Origin of the sequence: Sphaerisporangium album (assembly GCF_003323745.1) — a bacterium.
Classification (GTDB): domain Bacteria; phylum Actinomycetota; class Actinomycetes; order Streptosporangiales; family Streptosporangiaceae; genus Sphaerisporangium; species Sphaerisporangium album.
Genome location: NZ_QOIL01000016.1, coordinates 34,836 through 60,836 on the forward strand (window position 1 = coordinate 34,836; position 26,001 = coordinate 60,836).

Genomic DNA, 26,001 nt, shown 5'->3' on the forward strand with positions numbered 1-26,001 from the left:
GTCTCCTTCAGGCAGGGGCGGTCAAGCAGCGGCCGTACGGCCTTGCGCGGCGCGGGCCTCGGCCCTGTGCCGCTCGATCAGGGCGGTGAGCTCCTCGATCGACGGGCCGCCCGGGACATAGGCCTCGCGGGCGGCCTCCTCCGGGGGGAGGGAGTCCCGGCGCTGCCGGGCGGCCGCCAGGATGCGACCGGCGCTGGCGATGGCCTGGTCGTAGAGGGGGCGCTGCTCGGGGCGGAGGCTGTCGCGGTAGGCCGACATCAGGACGGCCGCCCGTCGTTGTCGTCCGCCGAGGCGGGGGTGGTGTTGCTGTTGTCCTCGTCGGCGGGGGTGCACAGGTCGTCGACCGTCACTCCCAGCGCGTCGGCGAGGACCTTGACGCTCGGCGCGGTAGGGCCGAAGTCACCGGACTCCCAGCGGCTGATCGTGGTGTGTGCGAAGCGGCGGCCGGCCTCCGCGCAGCGATCGGCGAGAGCGACGAGGGTCAGGCCCTGGCGCTCCCGCTCGCGCCGTGCCCGGAGACCGTCGAAGGGAAGGCTCAGGCGTGTTGGAGGTGCCATGTGCGGAACGTAGCGCACATGTGCGGTGCTGCGCAACAAACCGCACATGTGCGCCCTTGTGTCGGATTCTTGTCAAAACAGAAAGGGCCTCGGACCTGCGAATGTGCGGTACTGTGCGATACAGTGCGCCCAGTGCCGCAACTCGACGAGTTCGCCAGAAGGGCCATGCATGATCAGCGCAAGCGCCGAGGGGCAGACACGCGAGCACCTCGGCCACTTGATGGATCAACGGCGTAAGCAGCTGCGCCGCCAATGGGAGGACATCGCCGACCATGCATCCATCTCGGCGACGCACCTACGGCGCTTCCGCCGTGGCCAAGCCGGCGTAAGCGCCATCGTCGAGGCGCGCCTCGAAGAAGCCCTCTTGTGGGCGCCCGGCTCGATCAAGCTTGTCCTGGCCGGGCAGGAACCTATTCTCATCTCCGGCATCGGAGGCGTGCCCCAGGACGCGGTCGGGGCGAAGGCGGCCGCGCGTACCAAGGAGGCAGCCCCCGACATCGCCGCCATGGAAGCGGAGCTCGCACAGCGGCTCGCCGCCATGACCCCCGAAGAGCGTGAGCAATTCGAGCGGGTCATACGAGAAGAGGAGGTGGACTACCAGCGCCGCAGACTTCGACGGAATCTGATATATGCCAAGTTGTTGCGAGGAGAATGGACCCCCGAAGAACCTCCCGAAGACACCTGAAAAATCCGGAGCGGCACGTAACCCGCATCAGGTTCTGGAGCGTCCATATCTAGCCAGAGCGCACCAAGAAACGCTCCTAACCTGAGGTAAGCGCATGCAACAAAAAGCCATCGGCTACATCGCCGTAGCCCTGTGGGCGCTCGTTCCACTCGACACCCTCGTCATCGTCACGGGGATTGTCGATCCCGACCAGTGGAACGCCACCCTTCGGGCAATCGCCGTCGCTGCGCTCGGATGCACCGTCGTCTGGTGTATCGGACGCATCGTGACCGCAATCAGCGAACTGGCCGAAAACCAGCGACGCGCCGCAGAAGCCAGCAGGGTCGTCGCAGAAAAGATCGATGACCTGACCAAGAGCCTGGCCGACATATCGCTCCGCGCCAGCTACCTGCGAGGGCGGCTCGACGCGCTGACCCCCGACGCCATCGACAACCCACTCGAGTTCGTTCCCCGGATTTGACCCCTACGACAACCTGACCCCCTACAAAGGCTCGCTCGTGCCCCCTGCCACGGGCAGCCCCGGGACCCGACCCCGGACGAGAGTCACATGCCCCCCCAACAGCGCACAATCGCCAGCGGCGAACTGATTCCCGCCATCGGCTACATACGCGTCTCGATGCTCATGGAAGAGCAGATCTCCCCGGAGATCCAACGCGCCGCCATCACCGACTGGGCCCGCCGCAACGGCCGGCGAATCGTGCGATGGATCGAAGATCTTGACGCCACAGGCCGCAACTTCCGTCGCAAGATCATGAAGGCGATCGAAGGTATCGAATCAGGCGACGCCCGCGAGATCATCGTCTGGAAATTCAACCGCTTCGGCCGCAACCGCACCGGCAACGCCGTCAACCTCGGCCGCGTGAACCTCGCCGGCGGTGAACTCCAATCAGCCACCGAAGACGTTGACGCCCGCACCGCCGTCGGGCGACTGACCCGCGGCATGCTCATGGAGATCGCGTCCTTCGAAAGCGACCGCATCGGCGAGCAATGGGCCGAGACTCACGCCTACCGCGTCGCCAGCGGACTCCCGGCCAACGGCCGCCCCCGATTCGGGTACGTTCTCCGCGGCCGCCAGCCCGACCCCCTCCACGCGCACCGGACCCTCCGAGCTCCCGACGACGGCCCCGAGCGGTATGAGCCAGATCCCATTACCGGGCCGGTCCTGGCGGACCTCTACCGGCGATACATCGCCGGCACCGGCGGTCAAAAACTCGCCGCCTACCTCAACCAGACAGGCTTGCGCACCACTCGCGGCAACCACTGGTCCGATGTAGCCATAAGGGGCATGCTCGACCGCGGCTTCGGCGCCGGCCTGCTGCGCATCCACGACCCCAACTGTGAATGCAACCAGCCCGCCAACTGCAGCAACATGACCCTCATCAAGGGCGCTCACCAACCTGTGATCAGCGAGGAAGAGTGGCAGGCATACCGCCGCCGGCGACTCCGCGTTGCCGCCACCCCACCCCGCGCCCGTGCCTCGATCTACCCCCTGGCAGCCTCCTTGCGTTGCGGCCACTGCGGCAGCCGGATGACGCCCTGCGCGGAAGGCCCCGAGCCGGCCGTCCGGTACCTCTGCAGCGGCTACCTACGAAAGCGCACGTGTCTTGCTCGAAGCGCACGACGGAGCGCCATCGAGGCCATCGTGGTGCGCGAGCTCGCCCAGTGGGCCGACGACATCGCCGCCGAGGCGCCCGTCGCCAATGAGCCATCCCAGGCCACAATCCAGCCCGAGCGCGCCAAGCTCGAGGCCGAGGTCGCCGCCGCTGACGCCGCCATGGACGCACTGACCTTGAAAATGGCTAAAGGGATCATCCCCGAGGACTCCTACATCCGAGCCAGGGACGTGCTCCTGACCGAGCGGGCCGTGGCTGCGGCAGCTCTGGAGGAGGACGATCGACCGGCGCCGCTGCAACGGCACGAGTACGTGCCAGTGATCCGGACAGTGGTGGAGGAATGGCTGACGCTTCGCCCCGAAGCACGGCGAGAGATGGTCGCTGATCTGCTGCCGGAGATTCTGATCTTTCGCGAGTCGCGCAGGTCGGCATGGGTGACGTTGCGCGCGGCATGGGGCGAGGAGCGGACCTTCCCCATTTAGTTGCGGTACACGAGCCTTCCTGACCAAGTACCTCTCCAACACAGCCGGCCTGTCGAAGTCCGACGCCACACTGGTCGGCTTCCTCGCCCTCACGATCTTCTGCCTGCTCCAGCCGCTGGCCGGGGCGCTGTCGGACCGGGTCGGCCGCAGGCCCCTGCTGATCACGTTCGGCGTCGGCTCGATGCTGGGCACCGTCCCGATCATGACCGCGCTGGCCGGGGTCACCACCGTCGGAGCCGCGCTCGCCCTCTCCCTGACCGCGCTGGTGATCGTCACCGGCTACACCTCGATCAACGCGTGCGTGAAGGCCGAGCTGTTCCCCACGCACGTGCGCGCGCTCGGCGTCGCCCTGCCGTACGCCATCGCCAACGCCCTGTTCGGCGGCACGGCCGAGTACGTCGCGCTGTGGTTCAAGAACGCCGGCGCCGAGTCCGGTTTCTACTGGTACGTCGCCGGCTGCGCCGCGGTGTCGCTCGTCGTCTACACGACGATGCGCGAGACCCGCGACGCGGCCCTCAGCCGCTCCGAGCGCGGCGGCGACATCCCCCAGCCCGCCTGAGCCGTCCGTCCGGGCCGGTCAGGCGGTGGTGCCGGAGGCGTCCAGGCGAGCGAGCTCCAGGCCGGGCTCGGCCGGTTCGCCGGGCCCGTCGACCGCGGCCGCCTGCACCCGCTCGGCCTGCTGGAGGTGCCCGTGGGCGGTGGACAGGATGACGATGCCGAGCACGAGCGTCCCCGCGCCGATGTAGAAGGGCACGTGGACGTGGTTCAGCGGTCCTCGGGTGCCAGGTGCGTCAGGCGGTCGATGGCGGGGACGGCCGCGACGAGCGACGCGCGCTCGTCCTCGCTCAGCTGGTCCAGCAACTCGGCCAGCATGGCGGCGCGCGTCTCCCGGCGTCCGGCCAGCGCGGCGCGTCCCGCGTCGGTGATGCGCACCTGGACGACCCGCTTGTCGTCCGGGTCGCTCGTGCGGGTGACCAGGCCGGACTCCTGCAGTCGTGAGACGAGCTGCGTCATCGCGGGCTGGGTGACGCCCTCGTGCGCCGCCAGTTCGGTCAGCCGGCAGGGGCCCGAGCGCTCCAGCGTGCCGAGGGTGCCGACGGCGGTGAGGGAAAGGTCGCCGCGCGGGCCGAGCCGGACGAGGAAGCGGGTCAGCCGTTCCAGGGCTCCCGTGACGTGGGCGGCGGGGTGCTCGCGTGTCGAGGCCGGACCGGAGATTTCCATAACATGCTTATATCACCACATTATGTATCCGTCCACGTCGCCTGTGACGTGCGGTTCGGGGGCTCATGCTCGGTGTAAGACCGGTTTGATCGAACAAATGGCCGATCGAGCCGCATATCCGTACCGTAGAGATCATGGCCGGGGGCGCGGGACAGGATGGGCGGTTGTGCGGTACGACGGAAGGTGTGACGGATCCCCCTCGCACTACCATCTCGGCTTACCGGAATGCTTTTGGTGTGGTCGGTACCGGAACGGTTGAGATGGACGATGGTGAAGGCCGGATGCTGCCGGCCGCCGTGTGCCGGTTGTTCGACGACGGCGGCGGCGGGCGCACGCTCTCGGTGGATCTCCCGCCTGGAACGCTGGTGTGGCCCGACCCGACGTACGCGCGCTTCCCCGCGCGCCGGCGCCCCGCCTTCTGGCTGAGCGAGACGCCCGCGACGGGCACGCTGTGGGCGCGGCTGCGCGCCGAGCACCCGAGGTCCGGCCTGTGGCCCGTCCTGCTGGAGGAGTCGGTCCAGCCGTGGTCGGTCGGCCAGATCGCGCCGGACGCCGCCGCCGAGATCGACAACTACAACATCGGCGCGTTCATGGACGAGGTCTGGGCCGACTGGATCCAGCGGGCGCACGAGGACCAGGTCGAGACCCTCGACCCCTTCGGCCCGGTCTGCCCCGGCCCCGCGGACCCCGGCGAGCTGAAGACCGACCCCGACGCCCTGGCCGACCGGTACGCGGCCATGCTGGCCGAGCAGGGCATGCCGATCGGCCTGGCGGCGGTGCAGCGCGGCGCGGACGCGCTGGCCGTCATGGGGTGGCAGGGCGCCCTGCACCACAACGAGTGGAATGTGCCGCTAGCCGCCGTCGTGCGGAGCTGGGAGGACCGCTTCGCCGCCCGCCTGGTCGGCATGGGGTTCAACACGCTGGAGCTCAGCGTCGCCGCGCCCCCGCAGACGCCGGCCCACGCCGTGCACGTCGCCGCCGAGCACTGGGCGTTCTGCCCGGACGCGATCATCCAGAGCGCGGGCACGCTGATCGACTACGCCGAGCAGATTCTGGGCAAGTACACCTGGTCGTTCTGGTGGGACTGATACTTCGGACATTCTTCGACGTTCAGCGTCAAAGTGGTGCGAGGTGCCACTGTCCGTGTCGACACACTTGCACCACGAAGTCAGTTCATGTCAGGACAGGCGTATGAAGCGCAACGACCAGCCATGAGATGATGTCCGCGTGCTTCGCCGGATCTCGGCGTGACGTAATCGGGGGCGGGGGCAGGCCACCGTCGTCGGGCGAGCGGTCACGCGCGCGTGCGAGGCCCAGTGGTACCCCGTCCAAGAGCAGGAGGTCCGCATGACCGCCAACGCACCGGAGCCCGAGGCCGAGACTTCGGACGACGAGTTGAAGCGCAAGTTCCGGGAGGCCCTGGAACGCAAGCGCCAGACCCAGGCGGAGTCGAACGCCGCCGGCCGAGGCAAGAACGCCTCCAAGATCGCCGGCGCCCACGGCCCCGCGGCAGGCAAGCGCTCCTTCCGCCGCAAGAGCGGCTGACCCCTCGGAGCCACCCAGCCCGCGAAAGGCCCGTTCTCAGCAAGCCTGAGACGGGCCTTTGTGCCATGCGCGTCCGCACGTCACCGTGCCCGCGAGGCCGCGTCGTTCACGACCCCCGCGGGACACGGCCACACTCCGTGGGCGGGGCCGCTCAGCGGAAGGCGTCCAGGCCCGTGAGGGCGCGGCCGAGGGTCAGGGCGTGGACCTCGGCGGTGCCCTCGTAGGTGGCGACCGTCTCCAGGTTCACCATGTGGCGCATCACGGGGTATTCGAGGGTGATGCCGTTGGCGCCGTGGATGCTGCGGGCGGTGGCGGCGACGCGCTGGGCGGCGCGGACGTTGGCCAGCTTGCCGAAGCTCACGTGCGCGTGGGTCGCGAGGCCCTCGTCCTTGAGACGGCCGATGCGCAGGGCGGTCATCATCGCGTGGTTGACGTCCACCAGCATGTCGGCGAGCTTGGCCTGGGTGAGCTGGAAGCCGGCGATGGGCCGGTCGAACTGCACGCGGTGCTTGGCGTAGTCGATCGAGGCAGTCAGACAGGCCCTGGCGGCGCCCGCGACGCCCCAGACGATGCCGTACCGCGCCTCGGACAGGCACGACAGCGGCGCCTTGAGCCCCTCCGCGCCCGGCAGTATCGCGTCCCCCGGCAGCCTCACCCCGTCCAGCACCAGCTCGGAGGTGATGGACGCGCGCAGCGACAGCTTCTTGTGGATCACGTTCGCCGAGAACCCGGGTGTGGAGGTCGGCACCAGGAAGCCGCGGATGCCCTCGTCGGTCGCGGCCCAGACGATCGCGACGTCGGCCACCGAGCCGTTGGTGATCCACATCTTGGTGCCGTCCAGCACCCAGTCGTCGCCGTCGCGGCGGGCACGGGTGCGCATCGAGCCGGGGTCGCTTCCCGAGTCGGGCTCGGTGAGGCCGAAACAGCCGAGCGCGTCGCCCGTCGCCATGCGGGGGAGCCACTCGTCCTTCTGCTCGGGCGACCCGTACCTGTGGACGGCCGTCATCGCGAGCGAGCCCTGGACGGAGACGAAGCTGCGCAGCCCGCTGTCCACGGCCTCCAGCTCGCGGCAGGCCAGGCCGTAGCTGACGGCGTTGGTGCCCGCGCAGCCGTACCCGGTCAGGTGCATGCCGAAGACGCCTAGCTTGCCGAGCCCCTTGGCCAGCCCGCGCGGGTCGGGCAGCGTCCCGGCGTCGAACCAGTCGGCGACATGCGGCAGCAGCTCGGCGCCCGCGTAGTCGCGGACGGCGTCGCGGATCGCGCGCTCCTCGTCGGAAAGTTCGCGGTCTACTTCGAGAAAGTCGTGAGCGTTAATGCCGATCACCGCCCAGGGGTCGTGAGGTGACTTGTGTGCCCTCGTGCTAGTCAGCACCCAATCACAGCTCTTCCCGGCCCCTCCAACGCGCCCGGGCGAAGGCGGCCGAAGACGTCCTCCGCGTGATCGCCGATCGCCGTGATCGGCCCTGCCGGGCGCGCTGTGGTGGGTGGGCGGTTCCAGGGGCGGAGGTCCGCGGTGGCGGGTGTGCCATGACCCCGCCCCCACGGCCGGTCCCGGGCGGCGGGCCTAGCCCGCGTCGGCCAGGGAGACGCCGGGCCGCTCCGCGTCGGAGCGGCCAGGGACGTCCAGGATCGGGCTCTGAGCCGGCATCTGCCCGTCGGCCGCGGGCTTGGGGGCCACCCCTTGGGCGAGCAGCGCGTTCGGCTGGGAGTGATTGCGCGGCCGCGGAGAGTGGGGCCGCGGGTAGGGGGCGGGGTAGTGATGATGATGCTTGTGGTACCAGCCGTAGGGCGGCCACGCGGGCGTGGGGTACGGGTACGGGTAGGGATATGGGTATACCGGCAGGGTGTACGGCGGGGTCGGGGGGGTCGCGGTCCCGTTCGGGACGCACTCGTACTGAGGGCACGGAACGGTCAGGCACTGCTTGGGCGCGTACACACAGGCGTAGCCCTGCGGACACGCCACCTCGGCGCAGCCCTGCGGCGCGCAGGCGGGCCGCCGAGCTTCGGCCGTGACGGCCGGCGACGCGAGGGAGCGCGCCGAGACCGCGGGCGCGAGGCGTGCCGCGTCGGCCGGCGTGGTGACCGCGGAGAACGGCAGCCCGGCCAAGGCGGTCGCGATGACGAACGCTGATCGGAACATATTGACCCCGACTTTCCTTTTCGTTCGCTCCATGGATTCGATGGGCGGAAATTCGCCAGGGCATCGCATGGAATCGTAGGGCATTTGGTGCGTCAGGCTTTCGACCTACCGAGATGGTCGCATTATGTGGCCGCCGTCCGTCGGAGGCGGCCGGGGCGGGAAGGCCAGGAATTGGTAAGAACGGCGACCGCCGTTCTGGCCCGGCGAATCCATCGGCCGGTCGTTTCGCCACTACGGGCATTTCCCTGCAAGGCGGGACATTCGCGGGGAGGCGGGAATGTCCACCGGTGGTCATATGGCGACCGGCGCCCTGACGAATTTTGACCCTAACGGATGGCACACGCGGAGCGGCGCGACGATTACGCCGCACGGATGATCGTTACTGTCTGGAGGACGAATGAAGCTCAGGACGGGGACGAGCTCTGAAGGGATGCGATGGTCATGCGCTCCGCACGCCGATTTCACAGGATCAGGGGAGGTGCCTCGCCTGCGGTGATCGGGCTCGCGTTCGTCAGCGCCCTGATCGGAGTGGCCCCGGGCGCCCAGGCCGGTACGGCGGCCGTACGGCGAACCGCGATAGAAGTGACGGTTCCTCCCGCCGCGAGCGCTGTCCCCGGCCAGTACATCGTCACGCTCAAGCCAGGCGCTCTCAGCTCCGGCGTGATGGCCCCGAGCGGGGTGCGGCCCCTCTACATCTACGAGCGGGTGATCAACGGGTTCACCGCCCGGATGACGCTCGCCCAGCTCAACGAGATGCGGACCCATCCCGATGTCGCCGCGATCGAACAGGACGCCGTGGCCCGGGCGGTGGACGTCCCGCGCGGCTTCGCCGGGCCGATCACGCGCGTTCCGCCGGCGGCGCCCACCACTTCCTGGGGACTCGATCGCATCGACCAGCGCCGTCTTCCGCTCAATCGTGTCTACAACGCCGCGCACACCGGCGCCGGGGTGACCGCGTACATCGTCGACAGCGGCATCGACAAGACCAACAGCCAGTTCACCGGCCGCATCGCTCCCGGCTACAGCACCGTCGACGACGGCAACGGCACCAACGACTGCCTGGGCCATGGCACCATGACCGCCGGCATCGTCGGCGGCACCACTTGGGGGGTGGCCCGATCGGTCAAGCTCTCCCCGGTACGCGTCCTCGGCTGTGACGGCTTCGGCACCTTTTCCCAGATCATCGCCGGCTTCGACTGGGTGGCCGCCCACGCGGTCAAACCCGCGGTCGCCAACATGTCCCTCGGCGGCCCGAAATCCGCCGCGGCCAACGCCGCCGCGACCGCGCTGGCCGACTCAGGTGTCTTCGTCAGCGTCGCCGCCGGGAACAGCGCGGACGACGCGTGTGACTTCTCCCCGGCCGGTGCCTCCCGGGTGCTGACCGTCGGAGCGTCCGCCGGCGACGACACGCTTTCCGGTTTCAGCAACGTGGGCCCATGTGTCGATCTGTTCGCCCCCGGCACCGACGTCGTCTCGGCCAGGATGGGCGGCGGCAGCGCCCAAGGCAGCGGGACCTCCTTCGCCTCGCCTTACGTCGCCGGGGTCGGCGCCCTGTTCAAGCAGACATATGGGGACTACCCCACGGCCACCGTCCTCAAGTGGATCAACGACGCGTCCACGAGTGGTGTCCTCAAGGGCCTTCACGGCGCCAACGACAGGCTGCTGTACACCGCGGGGCTGTAGGCCAGTCCCGGTCCGCTTCCCGGTCCGCGAGCGGCCCGGCGGGGCCGCTCGGCAACGCGGCGCGTTCGACGTCGAACGCCCGCTCGCAGGATTTCGTCCGAAAGATCGACAGCACTGGGCTTCCATTCATCGGGGGATATAGATGGGACTTCGTTTCAGTCGTGCGGCTTGCGTCGCGGCGATCATCGCCGCGACGGCCGTGCTCGGGCAAACGGCCGCGGACGCCGGTTCGGCCGCAGGTGACCCGCCGCCGAAAGACCCCACCGCCACGTCGGGCGCACCCGGCGCCGTCTCGTCCCCCCGCTCGCTGGTGTTGGTGATACACGAAGGACGGGACGCCTCCACCAGCGTGGTGCTGCGGTGCGCGCCGCAGCAGGGCGGCACGCATCCGAGAACGGCCGAGGCGTGCGCGCTGCTCGGGACGGTGGGCGGCGACCTGCGAAAGCTCAAGGCCCAGGTGGGGACGGCCTGCCCGGCGATGTACGAGCCGCTCACCGTGACGGCGTCCGGCGTCTGGGACGGTCGTATGGTCATGACCTCCCGCACTTTCGGCAACAAGTGCGAAATGCGCAGCACCCTCGGTCCTGTGGCGGACGTTCGGTCTTGAACGCGTGAACCAGGAGACGCGAAGGGGCCCGGCCGATGCCGGGCCCCTTCGCGTGTGGGCAGGACGTTCCGGCGGACGGGGAGCATCGGACCTCCGGACTCCGGGCGGAGCCGATGGCTCCGATTCTGTGGCCGGTATTTGTTTCATTAATTCAGGCGATTCGCTACAGCTGTCGTTTTGGGATGTTCTGGGCCGCGGTCGCGTTACCGCCGGGCAAGGGAATTCCGCGACACCCGGCACGGGGGTTATACGGGTCGGAAACAATTGAGCATCCGAACCTCCGTCGCGGAAACTTTCCGTCTCCCGGGTGCTTTCTCCGAACTTCTGGGAAGAGAGCGCAGCGTGGCTACGCTAATGAAACGAACCCTGCTGGGCGGCGCGCTCGGCGGGGCAATTCTCCTCTACTCGCCCGGGCCGGCGGGCGCGGAAACAACGACCGAACTGCGGCCAGATCGCCCGATGGGGAACCACGCGGGGATCGGCACGCGCGACGGAGCGCCGGCCGGGGTTTCGCCGACCCCTTCGCGGCTTTTCGTGTCTCCCGCGGACTGCGTCCTTTATGTGTGTGTGGCGCCGCCCGGCGCGGCCGTCCAATGGGTCGAGACCCCCGGAGCCGTTCCGGCAGAGCCCGGGACCATCCCGCTGTGCAGATGGCTTCACCTGCCCGAAGCGCTCTGCAAGGTCCCACCAGGGCCGCGCGGCCCCGCCGGCCCACAGGGTCCCCCAGGTCCGGCCGGGCCCCCAGGCCCCCGAGGTCTTCCCGGACCGGCAGGCCCGGCAGGGGCCGACGGGGACGCGGGGCCCGCCGGTCCTGCGGGTCCCACGGGCGCTCCGGGGGCCGACGGTGCTCCGGGTCCTGAGGGCCCTCCCGGGCCTGAGGGTCCTCCCGGGCCTGAGGGTCCTCCCGGGCCTGAGGGTCCTCCCGGGCCTGCGGGACCTGCCGGTCCTCCGGGACCTGCCGGTCCTCCGGGGACCGATGGCGCCCGCGGTCCCGCCGGTCCCGCCGGTCCCGCCGGTCCCGCCGGTCCTGCCGGTCCTCCTGGGGCCGATGGCGCTCCAGGCCCAGAGGGTCCTCCTGGGCCGGAGGGACCTGCGGGGCCTGCGGGACCTGCGGGGCCTCCGGGGCCTCCGGGGAGCGATGGCGCTCGCGGTCCGGCGGGTCCTGCGGGTCTTCCGGGGGCCGATGGCGCGCCCGGCCCCGAGGGTCCTGCCGGTCCCCAAGGTCCCGTAGGCCCTCCCGGTCCTCCCGGGCCTGAGGGTCCTGCCGGTCCGCAGGGGCCCGCGGGTCCTCCCGGTCCTCCGGGTCCGCCAAGCAGTCCCGCGGCACAGGCGGTCACGACGAGACCTCGTCCGGTCCCCGTAGGGCTGTTGACGTATCCGTGTGCGAGGTCGATCTATCCCGTGTGCGGCGGCTGATCGTCCTCGAGGCGCAGCGGACCGGATACCCGAGGGGGTGCGCGCAGGCCGCGCGCACCCCCTCGGCCGACGACGCGCCCGCCGCCGTGATCTCATCGGGCGGGCCGTCCGGCCGTGCCCGGCCTGGTGAGCCGTTCCGGGACCACCACCTCGTCGAAGAGTTGCTCGCTGACGCCGCACTTCAGGGCGGCCTCCTTGAGGGGCAGGTCCTCCTCCAGCGCGAGGTGCGCGATGCGGGCGGCGCGGTCGTAGCCGATCACGGGGCTCAGGGCGGTCACCATCATGATCGACCGGCCGGCCATGGAACCACCGCCACCGCGGTTCGAGGGACCTTCAGGCTGCGACCACTGTGCCGGGGACCTCGCGGCCCGGTTGCAGGGTCAGGGCCGCCTTGGCCGGTATCTCGCCGGGATCCACGCGCAGGGAGAACCGGCGTGCCACCGTAGCCAGCACCAGGACCGATTCGACCAGTGCGAACCGGGCGCCGGGGCAGGCGCGCGGGCCGCCGCCGAAGGGGAACCACGCGTGGGCGGGCAGGGTGGCGTCGAACGCGTCGGTCCAGCGCTCGGGCCGGAACTCCTCGGGGTCGGGGAACCAGCGAGGGTCCCGGTGGGTCACCCAGGGGCTGGTGTAGACGCGGCTGCCCGCCGGGATCCGCACCCCTCCCACGGTGGAGCGTTCGGTCGCATGCGCGTACACCAGCCACACCGGCGGATAGAGGCGCAGAGTCTCCTTGATCACCTGCTGGGTGTAGGTGAGGCGCGGGTAGTCGTCGTGGTCGGGGAAACGGTCTTGGAACACCTCGCGCGCCTCCCCGGCGAGCTTGGCCAGCACCTCGGGATGATCGGACAGCAGATACCACGCCCAGGTCAGCGTGGTGCCGGTGGTCTCGTGCCCGGCCACGTAGAGCGTCACCGCCTCGTCGCGGACCTCGCGGTCGGTGAGCGACCGGCCCTGCTCGTCCCGGGCCGTCATCAGCCGGCTGATGAGATCTTCACGCTCCCCGGCGCTCTGTTTGTGCGCCTTGATGAGCCGGAGCACCTCGGCGTCCAGTTCCGTGATGGCGGCCTTGAGGCGGAGTCGTCCAGGCGTGGGCACCCAGCTCGGCACCATCGAGGCGAAACCACCCAGCTCAGCCCCGATCTCCCGCTGGGCGACCTCCATGGTGCGGCCGACGGTCGCCTCCTGTTCCGCGGTGTCGGTGCCGAACAGCGTACGCACGGCGATGCGCTGGGTCAGCTTCAACATGTGGCGCCGGATGTCGAGGCGTTCGCCCGCCTTCAGCCCGTCGGCGAACTCCTCGGCGCACTGCGCCATCGTGCGCGCGTAGGCACGCACCTGACGCGGGCGTATCGCGGGCTGGACCAGGGCGCGCTTGCGCCGCCACGCGTCGCCGCTGCTGTTGACCATGCCCTCGCCGTGCAACTGGAGGAAGGTGGGCGGCATCTGGGCGTGAACGAAGGTGCTCTCGGCGCCGGCGAGCACCTCGCCGACGTGGTCCGGCCTGGCGAGGAACAGGCACCTTTGCCGGCCGAGCCGCCATTCGACCATGTCGCCATGGTCGTCGCGCAGCCGTGTGAAGAAGGCCAGCGGGTCCCTGGCGAACTCCGGAAGGTTGCCCAGCAACGGAGTCCGGGAGGCGGGCACCGGCCGGACGGGTTCGGTGTACGCGGGGACGGTAGGAACGGACATAGCGGTCCTCCGATAAATGGCCTACGGGACGGCCGATGCCGGAAAGGCGAAAGCGGGCACGGAAGGTGAGTGAGAAAGCGACGACGGAAGCGGCGGACGAGGAACTCCCGGTGCCCCGGGCTCCACCTTTTCGTTGTTCCTTGTTCCACGAATTCCCTGCCCGCCCAACCAACTATCGCCGTGCGCCACGATCTTCGCAACAGCCGGATTCAACGAAATAGAACCGGTTCTAGTCAAGTCACTCGAAGCCCGGCAGGAGCACCTTTCCGTGTCCTGTCGGCAGGCTCGTCAGAGGCCACGGCGAGGCGTTGCGCTGGGGCTGTACTACCGGGGCGATCTGGACGTGGCGGCGCTGCGCGCGTTGGCCGTTCAGGAGGCCGGCGCAGAGGCTGAAATCACCGAGCCGGGCGGCTGGGGGCCATGGGTAGACGGCGGCGGCTGGCTGACCATCGAAGGCCGACGCGTCGACTGGATCTACCGCGACCTGGACCGCGTCCACCCGGATCTGGGCCGACTGCCGGGAAGGCCGCTACGAGGTCGGGGTGCAGCCCGGACATCCGCTGGGGTTCTACGGCAACGTCGGCGAGTCACCGCACCAGATCGCTCAGACCGTCACCGACGCGACCACCCTCCTGGATGAGGTACGGACGACCGTCAACCGCTGACCCGCGGTCACGGTTCGTCCACCGTCGGTCGAAGGTGGCCGGGAGCCCCTGGGGAAAGCAGCCCGGCCCGGTGGCGAGGGCCATTCCTTGCGGGGCCGGTCTATGAACACGGCCGGCCCCGTGCTTCCGGGGCTTTAGTCGTCGAGGGATTGGCGGCGCTTTGATCTCGGGGTTACGAGGTTCTTCAGGGCTCGGTCGAAGGCGCTGCCGAAGGGGTTGTCCTGGACGAGGTAGGTCCAGGTGGCGGTGGGGCGCTTCAGGCCGCTTTCCTCGGAGTCCAGGCCGTCGGCGGTGATCGTCGCCGTCTCGAAGGTCTCGATGGAGCGGCGCTCGACCTCCTCCAGCAACTGCTTGTACGCGGCCACGCCCTCGCGGTGGAACTCGTCGATGGGCTTGAGCTTGTGGCCGAGGCCGCGCAGGTGGATGCCCTCGCGGATGTCGGACATGAAGCCCAGGTGCTCGGTCCAGCAGCGGTCGAGGTGGAACAGGACGATCTGCCGGGCGGCCTCGCGCAGCACCGCATCGCCGACCTCGGCGCCCAGCTCTTCCCAGCGCTGGGGACGGGCGGCGGCCAGCGCGTCTCCGCCGGCCTCGCCGCGCAGCACCTTGTCACGCTGTTCGAGGACCTGCGCGCGCTGCGTTTCGAGCAGCCGCGTGTAGCGCCAGGTGTTGCGGTGGATCTCCAGGTGGGTGCCCTCGGCGACCCGCTGGGCGTGGCCGACGATGTACCCGGCCCGCTTGCTGCGGACGACGCCGGTCTCGTCGTCGGCGGGGGGCAGGGACTCGTGGGGCGCGTACTGGGTGATCAGGTCGTCTTCCAGGCTCACGTAGAAGACCGAGCCGCCGGGGTCTCCCTGGCGGCCGGCGCGGCCGCGGAGCTGGTCGTCCAGGCGGCTGCTGGCGTGACGGCCCGCGCCGATGACGTACAGGCCGCCGAGCTCGGCGACGCCCTCGCCGAGGCGGATGTCGGTGCCGCGCCCGGCCATCTGCGTGGAGACGGTGATGGTGCCCTTCTGGCCGGCCTGGGCGATGATCGCGGCTTCCTCGGCGTCGTTCTTGGCGTTGAGGACGACGCACTCCAGGCCTTCGCGGCGCAGGTCGTCGGCCAGGCGCTCGGACTCGGAGACGTCCAGGGTGCCGATGAGGATGGGGCGGCCGGTCTCGTGCACGCGGGCGATCTCGTCGACCAGGGCCATGCGCATGTCGACGACGGCGCCGAACACGCGGTCGGGCTCGTCGACGCGGACGTTCGGCCGGTTCGGGGGGATGACCGCGACCTTGAGGCCGTAGAACTCGCGGAGCTGGTCCTCGACCGCGACCGCCGTACCCGTCATGCCACAAATTTCGGGGTATCGGCGGATAAGGCCTTGAATGGTGATCGAGTCCAGGATCTCGCCGGTCTCGCTGGCCGGGAGGGCCTCCTTGGCCTCGACCGCCGCCTGAAGGCCGTCCGGCCACCGCTGCAGCGTCGCGACGCGCCCGCGGGACTGGTTGACGAGCTGGATGCGCCCGTCGCGCACGAGGTAGTCGACGTCGCGGGTGAGCAGCGCGTGGGCGTGCAGCGCCAGGTTGACCTGGGTCAGCACCTCGGGCGTCTCGTACAGGTTGATGCCGCCGAGGGCCCTCTCGACCGCGTCGGTGCCCTTCGCGGTGAGGAAGACGTTGAGCCCCTGGTCGTCCAGTTCGTAGTGGTAGCCGCGCGACAGGCGCCGTACCAGCTCGGCGGTCTCGGCCGAGTCCAGGCCGGGGTCGGCGGCGCCGGCCAGCACGAGCGGGACGCGCGCCTCGTCCACCAGCACCGAGTCGGCCTCGTCGATCAGCGCGACCTCGGGCTCGGGGACGATGAGGTCGTCGGCGGACGTCGCGATGCGGTCGCGCAGCACGTCGAAGCCGATCTCGCTCACCGAGGCGTACATCACGTTCTTGGCGTACGCCTCGCGGCGCTCCTCCGGCGTCGAGGACTGGCTGATCCAGCCGACGGAGACGCCGAGCGCCTCGTACAGCGGGCCCATCCACTCGGCGTCGCGGCGGGCGAGGTAGTCGTTCACCGAGATGACGTGGACGCGCCGTCCGCGCAGGGCGTGGCCCGCCGCGGCGATCGCGCCGGAGAGCGTCTTGCCCTCGCCGGTGGCCATCTCGGCGACCTGCCCGGACAACAGGGCCAGGGCGCCGACGAGCTGCACGTCGAACGGACGCTCGTCGAGCGTGCGCCGGGCGGCCTCTCGGGCTATCGCGCAGAACTCCGGCAGATCGCCCATGCGAGGTGGCGGGAGCTCGTCCAGCTCCTTGAGCCGATCCTCATGCGCGCCGGCCTGGGTGGCCACGCGTTGAAAAGGGCTGATGTTTGCACTTCCCGGGCGATCCAGGAGGTTTCTAATCAACTGCGATATCGAGGCCACATTCCCTCCAACGCCAACTACTCTACCGGCGTTCCCGCCTCTGATCACTCAGGTGCTGTGCGCGGCGACGTCCCGGCGTGCCGCGCCCGGCCGCGTGGAGAGGGGGACCTCCTTGATGAAGAAGGCGAGGACGAACCCGATCGCGACGATCGGCGCGACGTACAGGAAGATCGGCGGCAGCGCCTGCGCGTACGCCCTGGCGATCGCCGCGCGCGCGGGCGGCGGAAGGTGGTGCACCATCTGCGGGGTGAGCGCGTTGACGCCGCGCACCGGCAGCCTCGTCCCACCGGCCGTGATGGCGTCCGTCAGGCGGTGGATGAAGACGGCGCCGACCAGCGACGTGCCGAGGGACGCGCCGGTCTGGCGGAAGTAGTTCACCGCGGAGGTGGCCGCGCCCACGTCCCGATAGTCGACGGAGTTCTGCACGATCAGCACCAGCGTCTGCAGCACCATGCCGAGGCCGAAGCCGGCCACGAACATGTAGAGGCCGTTGACCAGCATCGAGGAGTCGGCCGTCATCCGGGACAGCAGCACCAGGCCGGCCGTCAGCAAGCCCAGGCCGAGGATGGGGAACACGCGGTAGCGTCCCGTTGCCGAGATGACCCGGCCCGAGCCGATCGACGTGATCGTCATCCCCGCGACCATGGGGAGCATCAGCAGGCCCGACTGCGTGGCGCTGGCGCCGTTCACCATCTGCAGGAACGTCGGCAGGTACGCGATCATGGCGAACATGCCGATGCCCACGAACACCGACACCGCCGCGGGCAGGGCGAACAGGTTGTCACGGAACAGGCGCGGCGGGATGATCGGCTCCGCCGCGACCCGCTCGGCCAGCACGAAGCCGACGGCGAGGACGACCGCCCCCGCCGCCAGGCCGATGATCACGGGCGAGCTCCAGGCGTACTCGGTGCCGCCCCAGCTCGTCACCAGCACGACGCACGTGGACGTGCCCGCGAGCAGCGCCGTGCCGAGGATGTCCAGCTTCGGTTGGACGTCCGGCTTCGGGAGCTTCAGCACGAGGGCCGTGACCACCAGCGCCACCAGGCCGAGCGGCAGGTTCACGTAGAAACACCAGCGCCAGCTCGCGTGGTCGGTGAAGAACCCGCCGATCAGCGGGCCGATCACCGACGACAGGCCCCAGACGGCGCCGATGATGCCGGTGTACCGGCCGCGCTCGCGCGGCGAGACGAGGTCGGCCACGATCGCCTGCACGCCGATCATGAGGCCGCCCCCGCCCAGCCCTTGCAAAGCCCGGAAGGCGATCAGTTCGGGCATGTTCCGCGAAAGCCCGCAGAGTGCCGACGCGATCAGGAAGATCACGATGGCCGCCTGAAACACGATCTTCCTGCCGAACAGGTCGCCCAGCTTGCCGTAGATCGGCAGGCCGATGGTGGAGGCGAGGATGTACGCCGTGACGATCCAGCCGATGTGCTCAAGGCCCTTCAGATCGCCGACGATCGTCGGCAGGGCCGTGGACACGATCGTCTGGTCCAGGGCCGCCAGCAGCAGGGCGATCATGAGCCCGCCGAACACGAGGTTCCGCTGCCGGGGGTTCACCTGTGATCGTTCGACGTTCATCCACGCCGCCTCTCTTCCGGGGCCGGATGGTCTTTTCCAGCGTATGCAGCGCAAAAACCTTCGCGCCCGATTCAACCACCGGTTGCACCGGCCATGCGCGGCGCGCCGATCGCTAGCCTGACGTGCCCGCGCCGCCGACCTGGCGTGACTCGCCGAAGGCCAGCAGCGCCACCGAGCCGAGCAGCACGGCCGCGCCCGCCGCCGAGGTCGCGCTCAGGCGCTCGCCGAGCAGGAGGACGCCGATCGCCGTCGCGCCCGCGGGCTCCAGCAGCGCCACCACGGACGCGGTGGTCGCCTGGACGGCCGAAAGCCCGGTGAAGAACAGGCCGTACGCGACCGCCGTCGGCATCACCCCTAGGTAGCCGAGCAGCGCCACCGTCGCGGCATGCCCGCCGCTCGGGGCCAGCCCCTCCACGGCGGCGACCGGGAACAGCAGCAGGCCCCCGACCGCGAACCCCCACATGGCCGTGGCCCAGCCCTCCGCCCCGGACCCCGCCAGATCCGACCCGGTCGGGGCGGGCGACGAGGAGTCGCGCCGCCGTGCCGACGCGCGGGGGAGCAGGGTGACCGCCGCGTACGCGACCGCGGACACCAGCGACAGCCCCACACCGGTGACCGAGACCGTCGTCAGGTCGCCTGTCAGCAGGAACAGCCCCGCGACGGCAAGCCCCATGCCGACGGCCCCCGTGCGGCTCAGCCGCTCGGCCAGCGCCAGCCGTGCCCCGACCGCGACGAGCGCCGGGCTCGCGCCGAGCGTGATCACCGTGGCCATGGCGACCCCGGTTTCGGCCACCGCCCCGAAGTACGCGGCCTGGGAGATGGCCAGCCCGCAGCCGGCGAGCGCCACCGTGCCCCGCAGCGGGCGCGGCAGGGCGAGCCGCAGTACGCGGGCCGCGGCGAACATCACGGCGGCGCCGAAGACGAACCGCCAGAACGAGACGGCGACCGGGCCGAGGCCGCTGACCTGGTAGAGAACGGCCGCCGCGGGGCCGCCCGTGCCCCAGATCGTCGCGGCGACGGTGACGTACAGCAGACCCCGCCGTACGGAGACATGCGTCATGAAGGTCTCTCCAAGGGAGTGGTCGGAAATGTCCCGCGCATGCGGGCAGCCGCCACCCACCGGGCCACTCAGACCCGGACAAATGGAGAGGAACCGCCCGCTAGTGGGCGGCGGGCGGAGAAACGATCAAAACTCGACGCATGGCGGCCAGGGTAGCCACCCCCACCAGGGCCAGGCTACGGAATAACGTCTGGACCACCGGTCCGGCGGTCACGCGACCGATCGACCGTCGGGCGGGTGACCGGTTCGACGTGCGAAGCGTCGATCATCCAGGTCTGGGAGCCCCTATGTCGATGGCCGCGCTCCCAGCGTGGGACGCACATCCGGGTGACTTGTCCAGGTGGGCGGGAGCGCGGTCAGGGGCGGGACGCCCCTTCCCCACCGCGCGGATTTGGGGGATGTTGGGGTGGGGGTAGTTGAGGTCACTGGAGGCGGGGAATTGACCAAGGTCGTGTGCACGGCGGACGGCAGGCGACTCGCAGTGGAGGAAAGGGGGAAGCCTGGAGGCGATCCGATCTTCCTGCTGCACGGGACGCCGGGGAGCAGGATAGGCCCGAGCCCGCGAGGCTCGGTGCTGTACAGACTCGGAGTGCGACTGATCAGCTTCGACCGGCCGGGCTACGGCCTGTCGGACCGCCTGGTCGGCAGGTCGGTGGCGACCGCGGCGGACGACGTCGCCGAGATAGCCGACGCGCTCGGCCTCGACCGCTTCTCTGTCGTCGGCAGGTCAGGAGGCGGCCCGCACGCGTTGGCCTGTGCCGCACTGCTCCCTGAGCGGGTCATCCGCGTCGCGGTACTCGTGGGTCTGGCGCCACGCGCCGCCGAAGGGCTCGATTGGTTCGGAGGCATGACCGAGTCGAACGTCACCGAGTACACGGTGGCACTCACCGGCCGCAGCCGATTCGCCGATTGGCTGGCCCCTGCCGCGCGGGAGATCCGCACCGACCCGGCGAACCTGATCGCCGCTCTCTACGCGGAGCTGCCTGAGGTCGACCGCCGTATGGTGGCCAACCCACGTGTGCGCGCCATGCTGCTGGAGAACTACGCCGAGGCCCTGCGCCACTCAGAGGACGGATGGGTGGACGACGCGATCGCGTTCTGCTCTCCGTGGGGCTTCGATCTCGATGACATCGAGGCCCCCACTCTGCTCTGGCACGGAGCGAAAGACCGCTTCTCGCCTGTCGCGCACTCCCGCTGGCTCGCCGGCCGCATCCGGACGGCCACGTTCAAGCTCGAGCCCGACGCGGCGCACTTCGGTGCCCTGACCGTGCTCCCCGACGTGCTGCCGTGGCTGGTCAGGGACGCTCGAGCCGCCTGATCACCAAGGCTGCAACTCAAGGTCGCGGTTCAGCCTGCGCCACGCCGCGAGAGCGGCGATGTGCGAGTGGTTCTCGCCGAGGGTGTGGCGCATCATGTTCAGCGCGCGCTCGCGGATCTGCCTGGCCTCGACCGTCCTGCCCAGCGCGTTCAGCGTCATGGCGAGGTTGGCCTCGCAGACCAGGCTGTCGGGGTGCTCAGCACCGAGGATCTTCCGCAGCTCGCCGAGAGTCTGCCGGTCGAGCTGTTCGGCGGCGCTCAGCTCGCCCTGTTCGGCCAGGCAGTTGGCGACGTTGATCGCGCACACCAGCGTGGACGGGTGGTGCTCGCCGATTCTCTGCGCCAGCGTGCGGAACGTCGTCTCGGCCAGTTGCCGTGCCTCCTGGACGTCACCCAGCTCACGCAGGTAGGCGGCACTGTTGTTCGCCGCCGCCAGCGTGTAGGGATGGTCTTCCCCCAGGACCTGGGAGAAGTTGCGCATGACGTCCATGGCGGAGTCGTAGGCGCGTGAGGTCTCGCCGGTCACGTCCAGGCAGGACGCGAGCTCCAATCGGCAGGCGAGAGTGTCCGGGGCGTTCTCGCCGATGTGCGCGACGAACCGCTCGTGGGTGTCCTCGGCGCGCCGCCTGGCCTCGGTCTCCAGGCCGATCCGCCGCAGGGACACGGCGAGGTTCGTCGCGGCGCGCAGCGTGTCGACCAGGTCCTCCCCCAGCACCCGGCGGTAGTCCTCCAGGTTGGCCTGCAGCATCTCCAGAGCCTCCTGGAGCCTGCCCAGCTCGCGAAGGTCGCGGGCGAGCATGGACGTCGTGTGCAGCGTGTACGGGTGCAGGTCGCCGCTGACCCTGCGGCGCCGCTCCACCGTCTCCTGGTCGAGGTTTCTCGCCCGGGCGAAGTCACCGGCCAGGCGGAAGCTGACGGCCAGGTTGTGCGCGGCGGCGAGCGCCCGGGGGTGATCCTCCCCGAACAGGTCCTTGACCCGGTCGTAGTTCTCGCTCGCCATGCGCAAGGACTCCTGGAACTCCCCGAGGGCCCTCAGGTCGGCCGCGAGCCCACCCGCGGTCATCAGGGTGTACGGATGGAAGTCGCCCAGCTCTCGGCTCTGGTGGGTGAGGACCTCCGTGTCCACGACGTGCGCCTCGCGGTAACGCCCGAGTGAGCGCAACGTGTTCGCGATGTGGAATCGCAGGTGCACCGTCTGCCGGTCGCCCGGGCCGAGCTTGATGTTCCACGCGTCCTCCAGGCGGTTGCCGAGTTGGAGGCTCTGGTTCAGCTCGCCACGCTTCCACAGATACCGCACGCGGTCGATCAGCAGCTTGCGGGTCTCCTCCTCGTCGCAGTCCTGTGCCCGCGACGGGGCGAGGTGGGGCCAGATCTCGTCGTAGCGCGGCCAGTTGCCCGGGTCGTCGGTGTCGCCCACGCGGGGACGTCCCGCGACGAGGATGCGGTGGACATCGTGGACGGTGACGTCCTCCTCCTCCGCGTTCATGCGATCACGGACGACCGCTTGGATGAGGCGGTGGACCTGGATGGAGTTGTCCGCCTGGTCGACCCGGGCGAGGGCGTACCGGCCGAGTTGCCGGATGACCGGGCCGATCATGAGCTTCTCGCGCATGGCCTCGTCGTACGGCACGAGGATGTCGACCATCGCGTCGCAGTACAGCATGTCCATGGAGACGGGCTCGGGGGCGAAGTACGCGAGGAGCTCCAGCAGGCGCACCGACGCCGGTGAACGCTCTTTGAGCCGTTCGAAGGACAGGTTCCAGGTGGCCACGACGGGTGTGGGATAGCCGCTCGGCGGCTCGCCCAGGGACAGTACCTCGGTGACCTGACGTTCCAGTTGCTCGACGTACTGGTCGGCGGGCATGCCCGTCTGCTCCAGCCAGGCGCCGGCCTGCTCGATGGCCAGCGGCAGGTCTCCCAGGGCGGAGGCGACCTTGTCCGCGTCGTCCGCGGCGAGGCCGGGGGCCCGGCGCAGGAGGTGCTCGACGCTCTCCGGACGGGTGAACACGTCCACCTCCAGCGGGTCGGCCACGCGCGACCATGCCGGATTGCGGGAGGTGATGAGCACATGTCCCGACCCGCTCGGGATGAAGTCCTCGAGGTCCTTCGGGTCGTCGGCGTTGTCGAAGATCAGTAACCAGCGGGAGTAGGGCCTGCCGAGCCGCAGCGCCTCCCGTACGGCCTTGGCGGCCTCGGCGACGCTGTCGCTCACCGGAGTGCCGAGCCTGCCCGCCAGCTCCGCCATCTCCGGATTGATCAGCTCCAGGTGCTCGGCGGGAATCCACCAGACCACGTCGTAGTCCGCCATGAACCTGTGGGCGTACTCCAAGGCGACCTGGGTCTTGCCCACCCCGCCCAGGCCGTACAGAGCCTGAGGCAGCACGACGGTCTTGCTCCCGCCGACGATCTGGTCGCGCAGCTTCTCCAGCACGGCGTTGCGGCCGGTGAACGCGGCATTGCGTGTGGGGACGTTCCATACGGGCGGACGTGTACCGGGGAAGCGCGGGCCCGCGGGGGCGTGCCCGGCCGGATGCTCGGCGAGTTGCGACGGCCGCCCCAGCGAGCGCAGCAGCGCCTCGGCGGCCTGCGGCTCGTCCAAGCGCATGAGGTCGACGAGGGCGCCGTCGTTGAGCGGCGCGATCGGTCGCACGTCCGAGACCTTCACCACGAGAAGCCGGGGTCGGCTTCCCGCCGGCTCGGACATCGCCAGAGTGTCCCAGAGCGCACGCGGCTCGGGAGAACGCATGTAGGCACTGGACATGATCGCGACGACTCGGTTGTAGGAGCCCATCCTGCGCGCGCCGTCGCCTTGCGCGGAGCCGGAGGTGTCGTCCGCCTGCACTATGCGAAAGCCCGCACGGGTGAGCAGCGAGCCGATCCACTCGGCCCACATGCGGTCCTCCGGGACGTAGCTGAGGAGGATGTCCGTCGGGACCGACGCCGGCCTGCGGACGAAGGTGTCCCTGATGCGCAGTCGGACGTCCTCGCGCAGCGGTGGCATGGACGGGACGGCGCCGTGGGTGATCACGTTCACCAGCCGTTCGAACGCCGCCAGCATCGATGTCGGCGAGCCCGGGGCGTCGCCGAAGGTCGCCAGCGTCTCCTCGAACGCGTAGAACGGCTTGTACGGGATCTCCACCGCACCCCAGTAGCCGCGCACTTCCTCCTGGGCCATCCCCGAGGGAAAGCCCTCGAACCGTCGCCGGGCCAGCGCCCGGCCCGCGTCGAGCTTTTCCTTCTCGCCGTCGTCGATGCGCATCGGCACGGGAAGCACTCGGATGTTGCGATCGCCGTAGCGGTCATCGATATGCCGGGCGACGGCCGCGGCGCCCTCGATGCTCTGGTCGCTGAGCGTGAAGCAGACCACGAGAGTGTCGGGAAAGTGCACCGTGCAGATGTCGGCGATGTCGCTCAGGCCGGTGCGGCTGTCGATGAGGATGTAGTCGTAGTGGCTCTTCATGTCGGCTCGTAGCGCGTCGAAGAACTGGCCGCCGCCCAGCCGCTCGTAGAAGTTGTCCCAGTCGAAGGTCGACACGAGCGAGGCGTAGTCGCGGTTCTGACGGCCGGCCGAGATGAAGTCCAGCGTTCCCTGGTCGGGAAAATGGTTCCACTCCAGGGACACCGCGTGGGGGAGGACCTTCGCGTACGTCAGGTGCCAGTCGCCGGGGCGTGGATCCGGACGCAAGGTGGCCAGCGAGTACTCGTTGATCATCTCGATCACGCCGGGGGTGGCGCCGATCATGGTGACGTCCAGGAACGGATGGAAGAACTTATGTAAACCGGGCGATTCCAGATCCCAGTCGACGACCAGCACCCTTTTCCCGCTCGCCGCGAGGATCCACGCGGTGTTGGCGAGGGCCATCGTGCGGCCGGTCCCGCCCTTGTAGGAGTAGAAAGTGATGATGTGGCCCTCGGGAGCGTCGGTCATGGCGAAGCCTCCGCGTCGTTGCCGTCGAACGGGGACATTGGACCTTGCAGTCGCGGGCGTTCAATGGACGGACGCCCCTCGGGCGGGTGCGCCGTCGCGTGGCGGAGATAATGCGCGATGGCGGAGCGCGCGATTTCCGGCACCTGCTTGGTGAACTGGTCGAGCGTGGGGATGCCGTGCGCGGCGGCCCGCGGCGCGATCCGCCCCTCCTCGAGTTTGCGTGGGAGCACGGAGTGCAGAGAGTCGCGTAGGACGGGGGTCGCCTGGGTGGTCTCGTGGTCGTCCTGGTTCCAGGGCACCATCACGCTGATCCACGGGCAGTGCGCGTCGTCCAGCGCGCGCAGAGACTCCTTGAACGCCGGCGAGGTGGCGGCCCAAGCGTCCATCAGAAGCAGCCCCGGGCACGTCGGTGCGCCGTCGTCGGTGATCTGCTCGGCGTGCTCGGCCAGCGAGCCCACCTCGGGGCGGTGGCCCATGCTCCGGACGATGTCGGCGGTGTGTTCGGCGAGCGGCCTGCCGAGTTTGGGGCGGTAAGGATTCCATTCCTGAGAGTTGTGGCCGTAGTGGTAGGGGCCTCGCCCTTTCGGCAGATCGGTGATGTCGGGGGCGACGACGGTGACGCGGAGGCGGTGGCCGTTCGGCCGGGTGTGGTCGCCGGCCCCGAACGCGCTTTCCAGCGATTCATAGTCGGCCGGTGCCATCGGCGAGAGGTTCGCCCTGTCGCCGACCTCCACGATGCGCCGGGCCAGGTTGTAAACAGCGAGGTCATAGGCCGAGCGGAACTGGCGCAGCTTCATGATGCCGTAGAAGCCGTGCTCGGCATATCGAGCCCCGAGATCGGGGTCGACGAACTGGATGGACCGGCTCACCTCGGGTAGTTCATCGACGGGAACAGGCACCCAGAGTGCGGGAACGATGGTCTCCACTTTCTCTGAGCCCCGCGCGCGGTGGTGCAGAATACGTTGCGCGAACGCCATCCACTCCTTACCGCACTGCTCGCTTTCGAAGTAGCGCCTGGAGTACAGCGGAACGAAGACCCTGCAGGTGGCCAGAGCCTCCGCCAGCCTGTCCGGCCAGACACTTCCCGGATGGAGCTCCCGGTCCATGAATCCCGGCCGGACTCCACGGGGCAGACCGGTAAGAACCATCACATGTCTGCATAGATCATTGAAGAGCTTCTCGACCCATTGGTCGGGATCATAAGGATCGTTCAGATCGTGCCGCGGAGTGTGTGCATAGCTCAGAAAGAAGTACGGAGCGGCTCGTGGAACTTCTCGCACGAGCGGATCCACCCCCAGCGCATCACGGTCCCGGACTGTAAAACGCACCTTAGGCCGATGGAAACAGTCGTGCAACGAAAAGCAGTGAAAAACTCCCATCACTTTTAGGAGCCGTCCGGAAACCGGCGAATCG

At 69.6% G+C, this 26,001-nt stretch carries 23 protein-coding genes; 10 read left to right on the top strand and 13 right to left on the bottom strand.

Going from position 1 to position 26,001, the window contains the following annotated elements:
• Window positions 1–21 precede the first annotated feature (21 nt).
• Together DQ384_RS26325 and DQ384_RS26330 are read right to left on the bottom strand one after the other, a co-directional pair.
• A complete protein-coding gene (locus DQ384_RS26325) occupies window positions 22–258 on the bottom strand; it encodes a hypothetical protein (RefSeq protein WP_114031577.1) in 237 nt (78 codons plus the stop codon).
• The gene (locus DQ384_RS26330) at window positions 258–557 is read right to left on the bottom strand and encodes a helix-turn-helix domain-containing protein (RefSeq protein WP_181871422.1); all 300 of its coding nucleotides are present in this window, start codon (window positions 555–557) and stop codon (window positions 258–260) included. The genes DQ384_RS26325 and DQ384_RS26330 overlap by 1 nt, the downstream gene beginning before the upstream one ends.
• A gap of 169 nt (window positions 558–726) precedes the next feature.
• On the opposite strand from DQ384_RS26330, the gene DQ384_RS26335 reads away from it, so the two are divergent.
• The 4 genes from DQ384_RS26335 to DQ384_RS26350 all read left to right on the top strand — a co-directional run bounded on the left by DQ384_RS26335 (window position 727) and on the right by DQ384_RS26350 (window position 3,896).
• Window positions 727–1,242, top strand: a complete 516-nt coding sequence (locus tag DQ384_RS26335) for a hypothetical protein (RefSeq protein WP_114031579.1) — start codon at window positions 727–729, stop codon at window positions 1,240–1,242.
• 94 nt (window positions 1,243–1,336) lie between these two features.
• The gene (locus DQ384_RS26340) at window positions 1,337–1,702 is read left to right on the top strand and encodes a hypothetical protein (protein ID WP_114031580.1); all 366 of its coding nucleotides are present in this window, start codon (window positions 1,337–1,339) and stop codon (window positions 1,700–1,702) included.
• Between the two features lie 87 nt (window positions 1,703–1,789).
• Complete coding sequence (locus DQ384_RS26345; protein WP_114031581.1) at window positions 1,790–3,337, top strand: recombinase family protein; 1,548 nt, start codon at window positions 1,790–1,792, stop codon at window positions 3,335–3,337.
• Window positions 3,338–3,356: 19 nt separating this feature from the next.
• Window positions 3,357–3,896 carry an MFS transporter gene (locus tag DQ384_RS26350; protein ID WP_220183150.1) on the top strand — a complete coding sequence of 180 codons (540 nt, stop codon included), beginning with the start codon at window positions 3,357–3,359 and terminating at the stop codon, window positions 3,894–3,896.
• A gap of 18 nt (window positions 3,897–3,914) precedes the next feature.
• Here the strand turns inward: DQ384_RS26350 and DQ384_RS41550 are convergent, their stop codons facing one another.
• Window positions 3,915–4,091: a hypothetical protein gene (locus DQ384_RS41550; RefSeq protein WP_181871423.1), complete on the bottom strand. Its 177-nt coding sequence runs from the start codon at window positions 4,089–4,091 to the stop codon at window positions 3,915–3,917.
• A gap of 11 nt (window positions 4,092–4,102) precedes the next feature.
• Window positions 4,103–4,558 (bottom strand): MarR family winged helix-turn-helix transcriptional regulator, encoded by a 456-nt coding sequence (locus DQ384_RS26355; protein ID WP_114031582.1) that lies wholly within the window; start codon window positions 4,556–4,558, stop codon window positions 4,103–4,105.
• 260 nt (window positions 4,559–4,818) lie between these two features.
• Between DQ384_RS26355 and DQ384_RS26360 the strand changes: the two genes are divergently transcribed.
• Entirely contained in the window at window positions 4,819–5,646 is an 828-nt protein-coding gene (locus DQ384_RS26360; RefSeq protein ID WP_114031583.1) for a DUF4253 domain-containing protein, read from the top strand.
• 259 nt (window positions 5,647–5,905) lie between these two features.
• Window positions 5,906–6,103: a DUF5302 domain-containing protein gene (locus tag DQ384_RS26365; RefSeq protein ID WP_114031584.1), complete on the top strand. Its 198-nt coding sequence runs from the start codon at window positions 5,906–5,908 to the stop codon at window positions 6,101–6,103.
• A 151-nt stretch (window positions 6,104–6,254) separates the two neighbouring features.
• Here the strand turns inward: DQ384_RS26365 and DQ384_RS26370 are convergent, their stop codons facing one another.
• Window positions 6,255–7,418, bottom strand: coding sequence for an acyl-CoA dehydrogenase family protein (locus DQ384_RS26370; RefSeq protein WP_181871442.1), 1,164 nt, complete (start codon window positions 7,416–7,418; stop codon window positions 6,255–6,257).
• 249 nt (window positions 7,419–7,667) lie between these two features.
• Window positions 7,668–8,243 carry a hypothetical protein gene (locus DQ384_RS26375; RefSeq protein WP_114031586.1) on the bottom strand — a complete coding sequence of 192 codons (576 nt, stop codon included), beginning with the start codon at window positions 8,241–8,243 and terminating at the stop codon, window positions 7,668–7,670.
• Between the two features lie 492 nt (window positions 8,244–8,735).
• Here DQ384_RS26375 and DQ384_RS26380 point away from each other — a divergent pair, with 492 nt between their 5' ends.
• Window positions 8,736–9,926 (top strand): S8 family peptidase, encoded by a 1,191-nt coding sequence (locus DQ384_RS26380; RefSeq protein ID WP_181871424.1) that lies wholly within the window; start codon window positions 8,736–8,738, stop codon window positions 9,924–9,926.
• 142 nt (window positions 9,927–10,068) lie between these two features.
• Window positions 10,069–10,533 (top strand): SSI family serine proteinase inhibitor, encoded by a 465-nt coding sequence (locus DQ384_RS26385; RefSeq protein WP_114031588.1) that lies wholly within the window; start codon window positions 10,069–10,071, stop codon window positions 10,531–10,533.
• A 1,508-nt stretch (window positions 10,534–12,041) separates the two neighbouring features.
• On the opposite strand, the gene DQ384_RS26395 is transcribed toward DQ384_RS26385, so the two are convergent.
• Together DQ384_RS26395 and DQ384_RS26400 are read right to left on the bottom strand one after the other, a co-directional pair.
• A complete protein-coding gene (locus DQ384_RS26395; RefSeq protein ID WP_114031589.1) occupies window positions 12,042–12,251 on the bottom strand; it encodes a hypothetical protein in 210 nt (69 codons plus the stop codon).
• 31 nt (window positions 12,252–12,282) lie between these two features.
• On the bottom strand, window positions 12,283–13,641 hold the full coding sequence (locus DQ384_RS26400; protein WP_114031590.1) for a cytochrome P450: 1,359 nt from the start codon (window positions 13,639–13,641) through the stop codon (window positions 12,283–12,285).
• A gap of 542 nt (window positions 13,642–14,183) precedes the next feature.
• On the opposite strand from DQ384_RS26400, the gene DQ384_RS43730 reads away from it, so the two are divergent.
• Window positions 14,184–14,306, top strand: coding sequence for a hypothetical protein (locus DQ384_RS43730; protein ID WP_281274109.1), 123 nt, complete (start codon window positions 14,184–14,186; stop codon window positions 14,304–14,306).
• Between the two features lie 134 nt (window positions 14,307–14,440).
• Here DQ384_RS43730 and secA2 read toward each other — a convergent pair whose 3' ends face one another.
• The 3 genes from secA2 to DQ384_RS26420 form a co-directional block, all read right to left on the bottom strand.
• The gene (secA2, locus tag DQ384_RS26410) at window positions 14,441–16,696 is read right to left on the bottom strand and encodes an accessory Sec system translocase SecA2 (RefSeq protein ID WP_220183151.1); all 2,256 of its coding nucleotides are present in this window, start codon (window positions 16,694–16,696) and stop codon (window positions 14,441–14,443) included.
• 57 nt (window positions 16,697–16,753) lie between these two features.
• Window positions 16,754–18,283 (bottom strand): MDR family MFS transporter, encoded by a 1,530-nt coding sequence (locus DQ384_RS26415; RefSeq protein ID WP_114031592.1) that lies wholly within the window; start codon window positions 18,281–18,283, stop codon window positions 16,754–16,756.
• Window positions 18,284–18,395: 112 nt separating this feature from the next.
• Window positions 18,396–19,343, bottom strand: coding sequence for a DMT family transporter (locus DQ384_RS26420; RefSeq protein ID WP_114031593.1), 948 nt, complete (start codon window positions 19,341–19,343; stop codon window positions 18,396–18,398).
• 481 nt (window positions 19,344–19,824) lie between these two features.
• Here DQ384_RS26420 and DQ384_RS26425 point away from each other — a divergent pair, with 481 nt between their 5' ends.
• Window positions 19,825–20,661 carry an alpha/beta fold hydrolase gene (locus tag DQ384_RS26425; protein ID WP_281274114.1) on the top strand — a complete coding sequence of 279 codons (837 nt, stop codon included), beginning with the start codon at window positions 19,825–19,827 and terminating at the stop codon, window positions 20,659–20,661.
• On the opposite strand, the gene fxsT is transcribed toward DQ384_RS26425, so the two are convergent.
• A complete protein-coding gene (gene fxsT, locus DQ384_RS26430) occupies window positions 20,662–24,588 on the bottom strand; it encodes an FxSxx-COOH system tetratricopeptide repeat protein (protein ID WP_114031595.1) in 3,927 nt (1,308 codons plus the stop codon).
• A complete protein-coding gene (locus DQ384_RS26435; RefSeq protein WP_147268903.1) occupies window positions 24,585–25,967 on the bottom strand; it encodes a TIR-like protein FxsC in 1,383 nt (460 codons plus the stop codon). The genes fxsT and DQ384_RS26435 overlap by 4 nt, the downstream gene beginning before the upstream one ends.
• Between the last annotated feature and the right edge of the window lie 34 nt (window positions 25,968–26,001).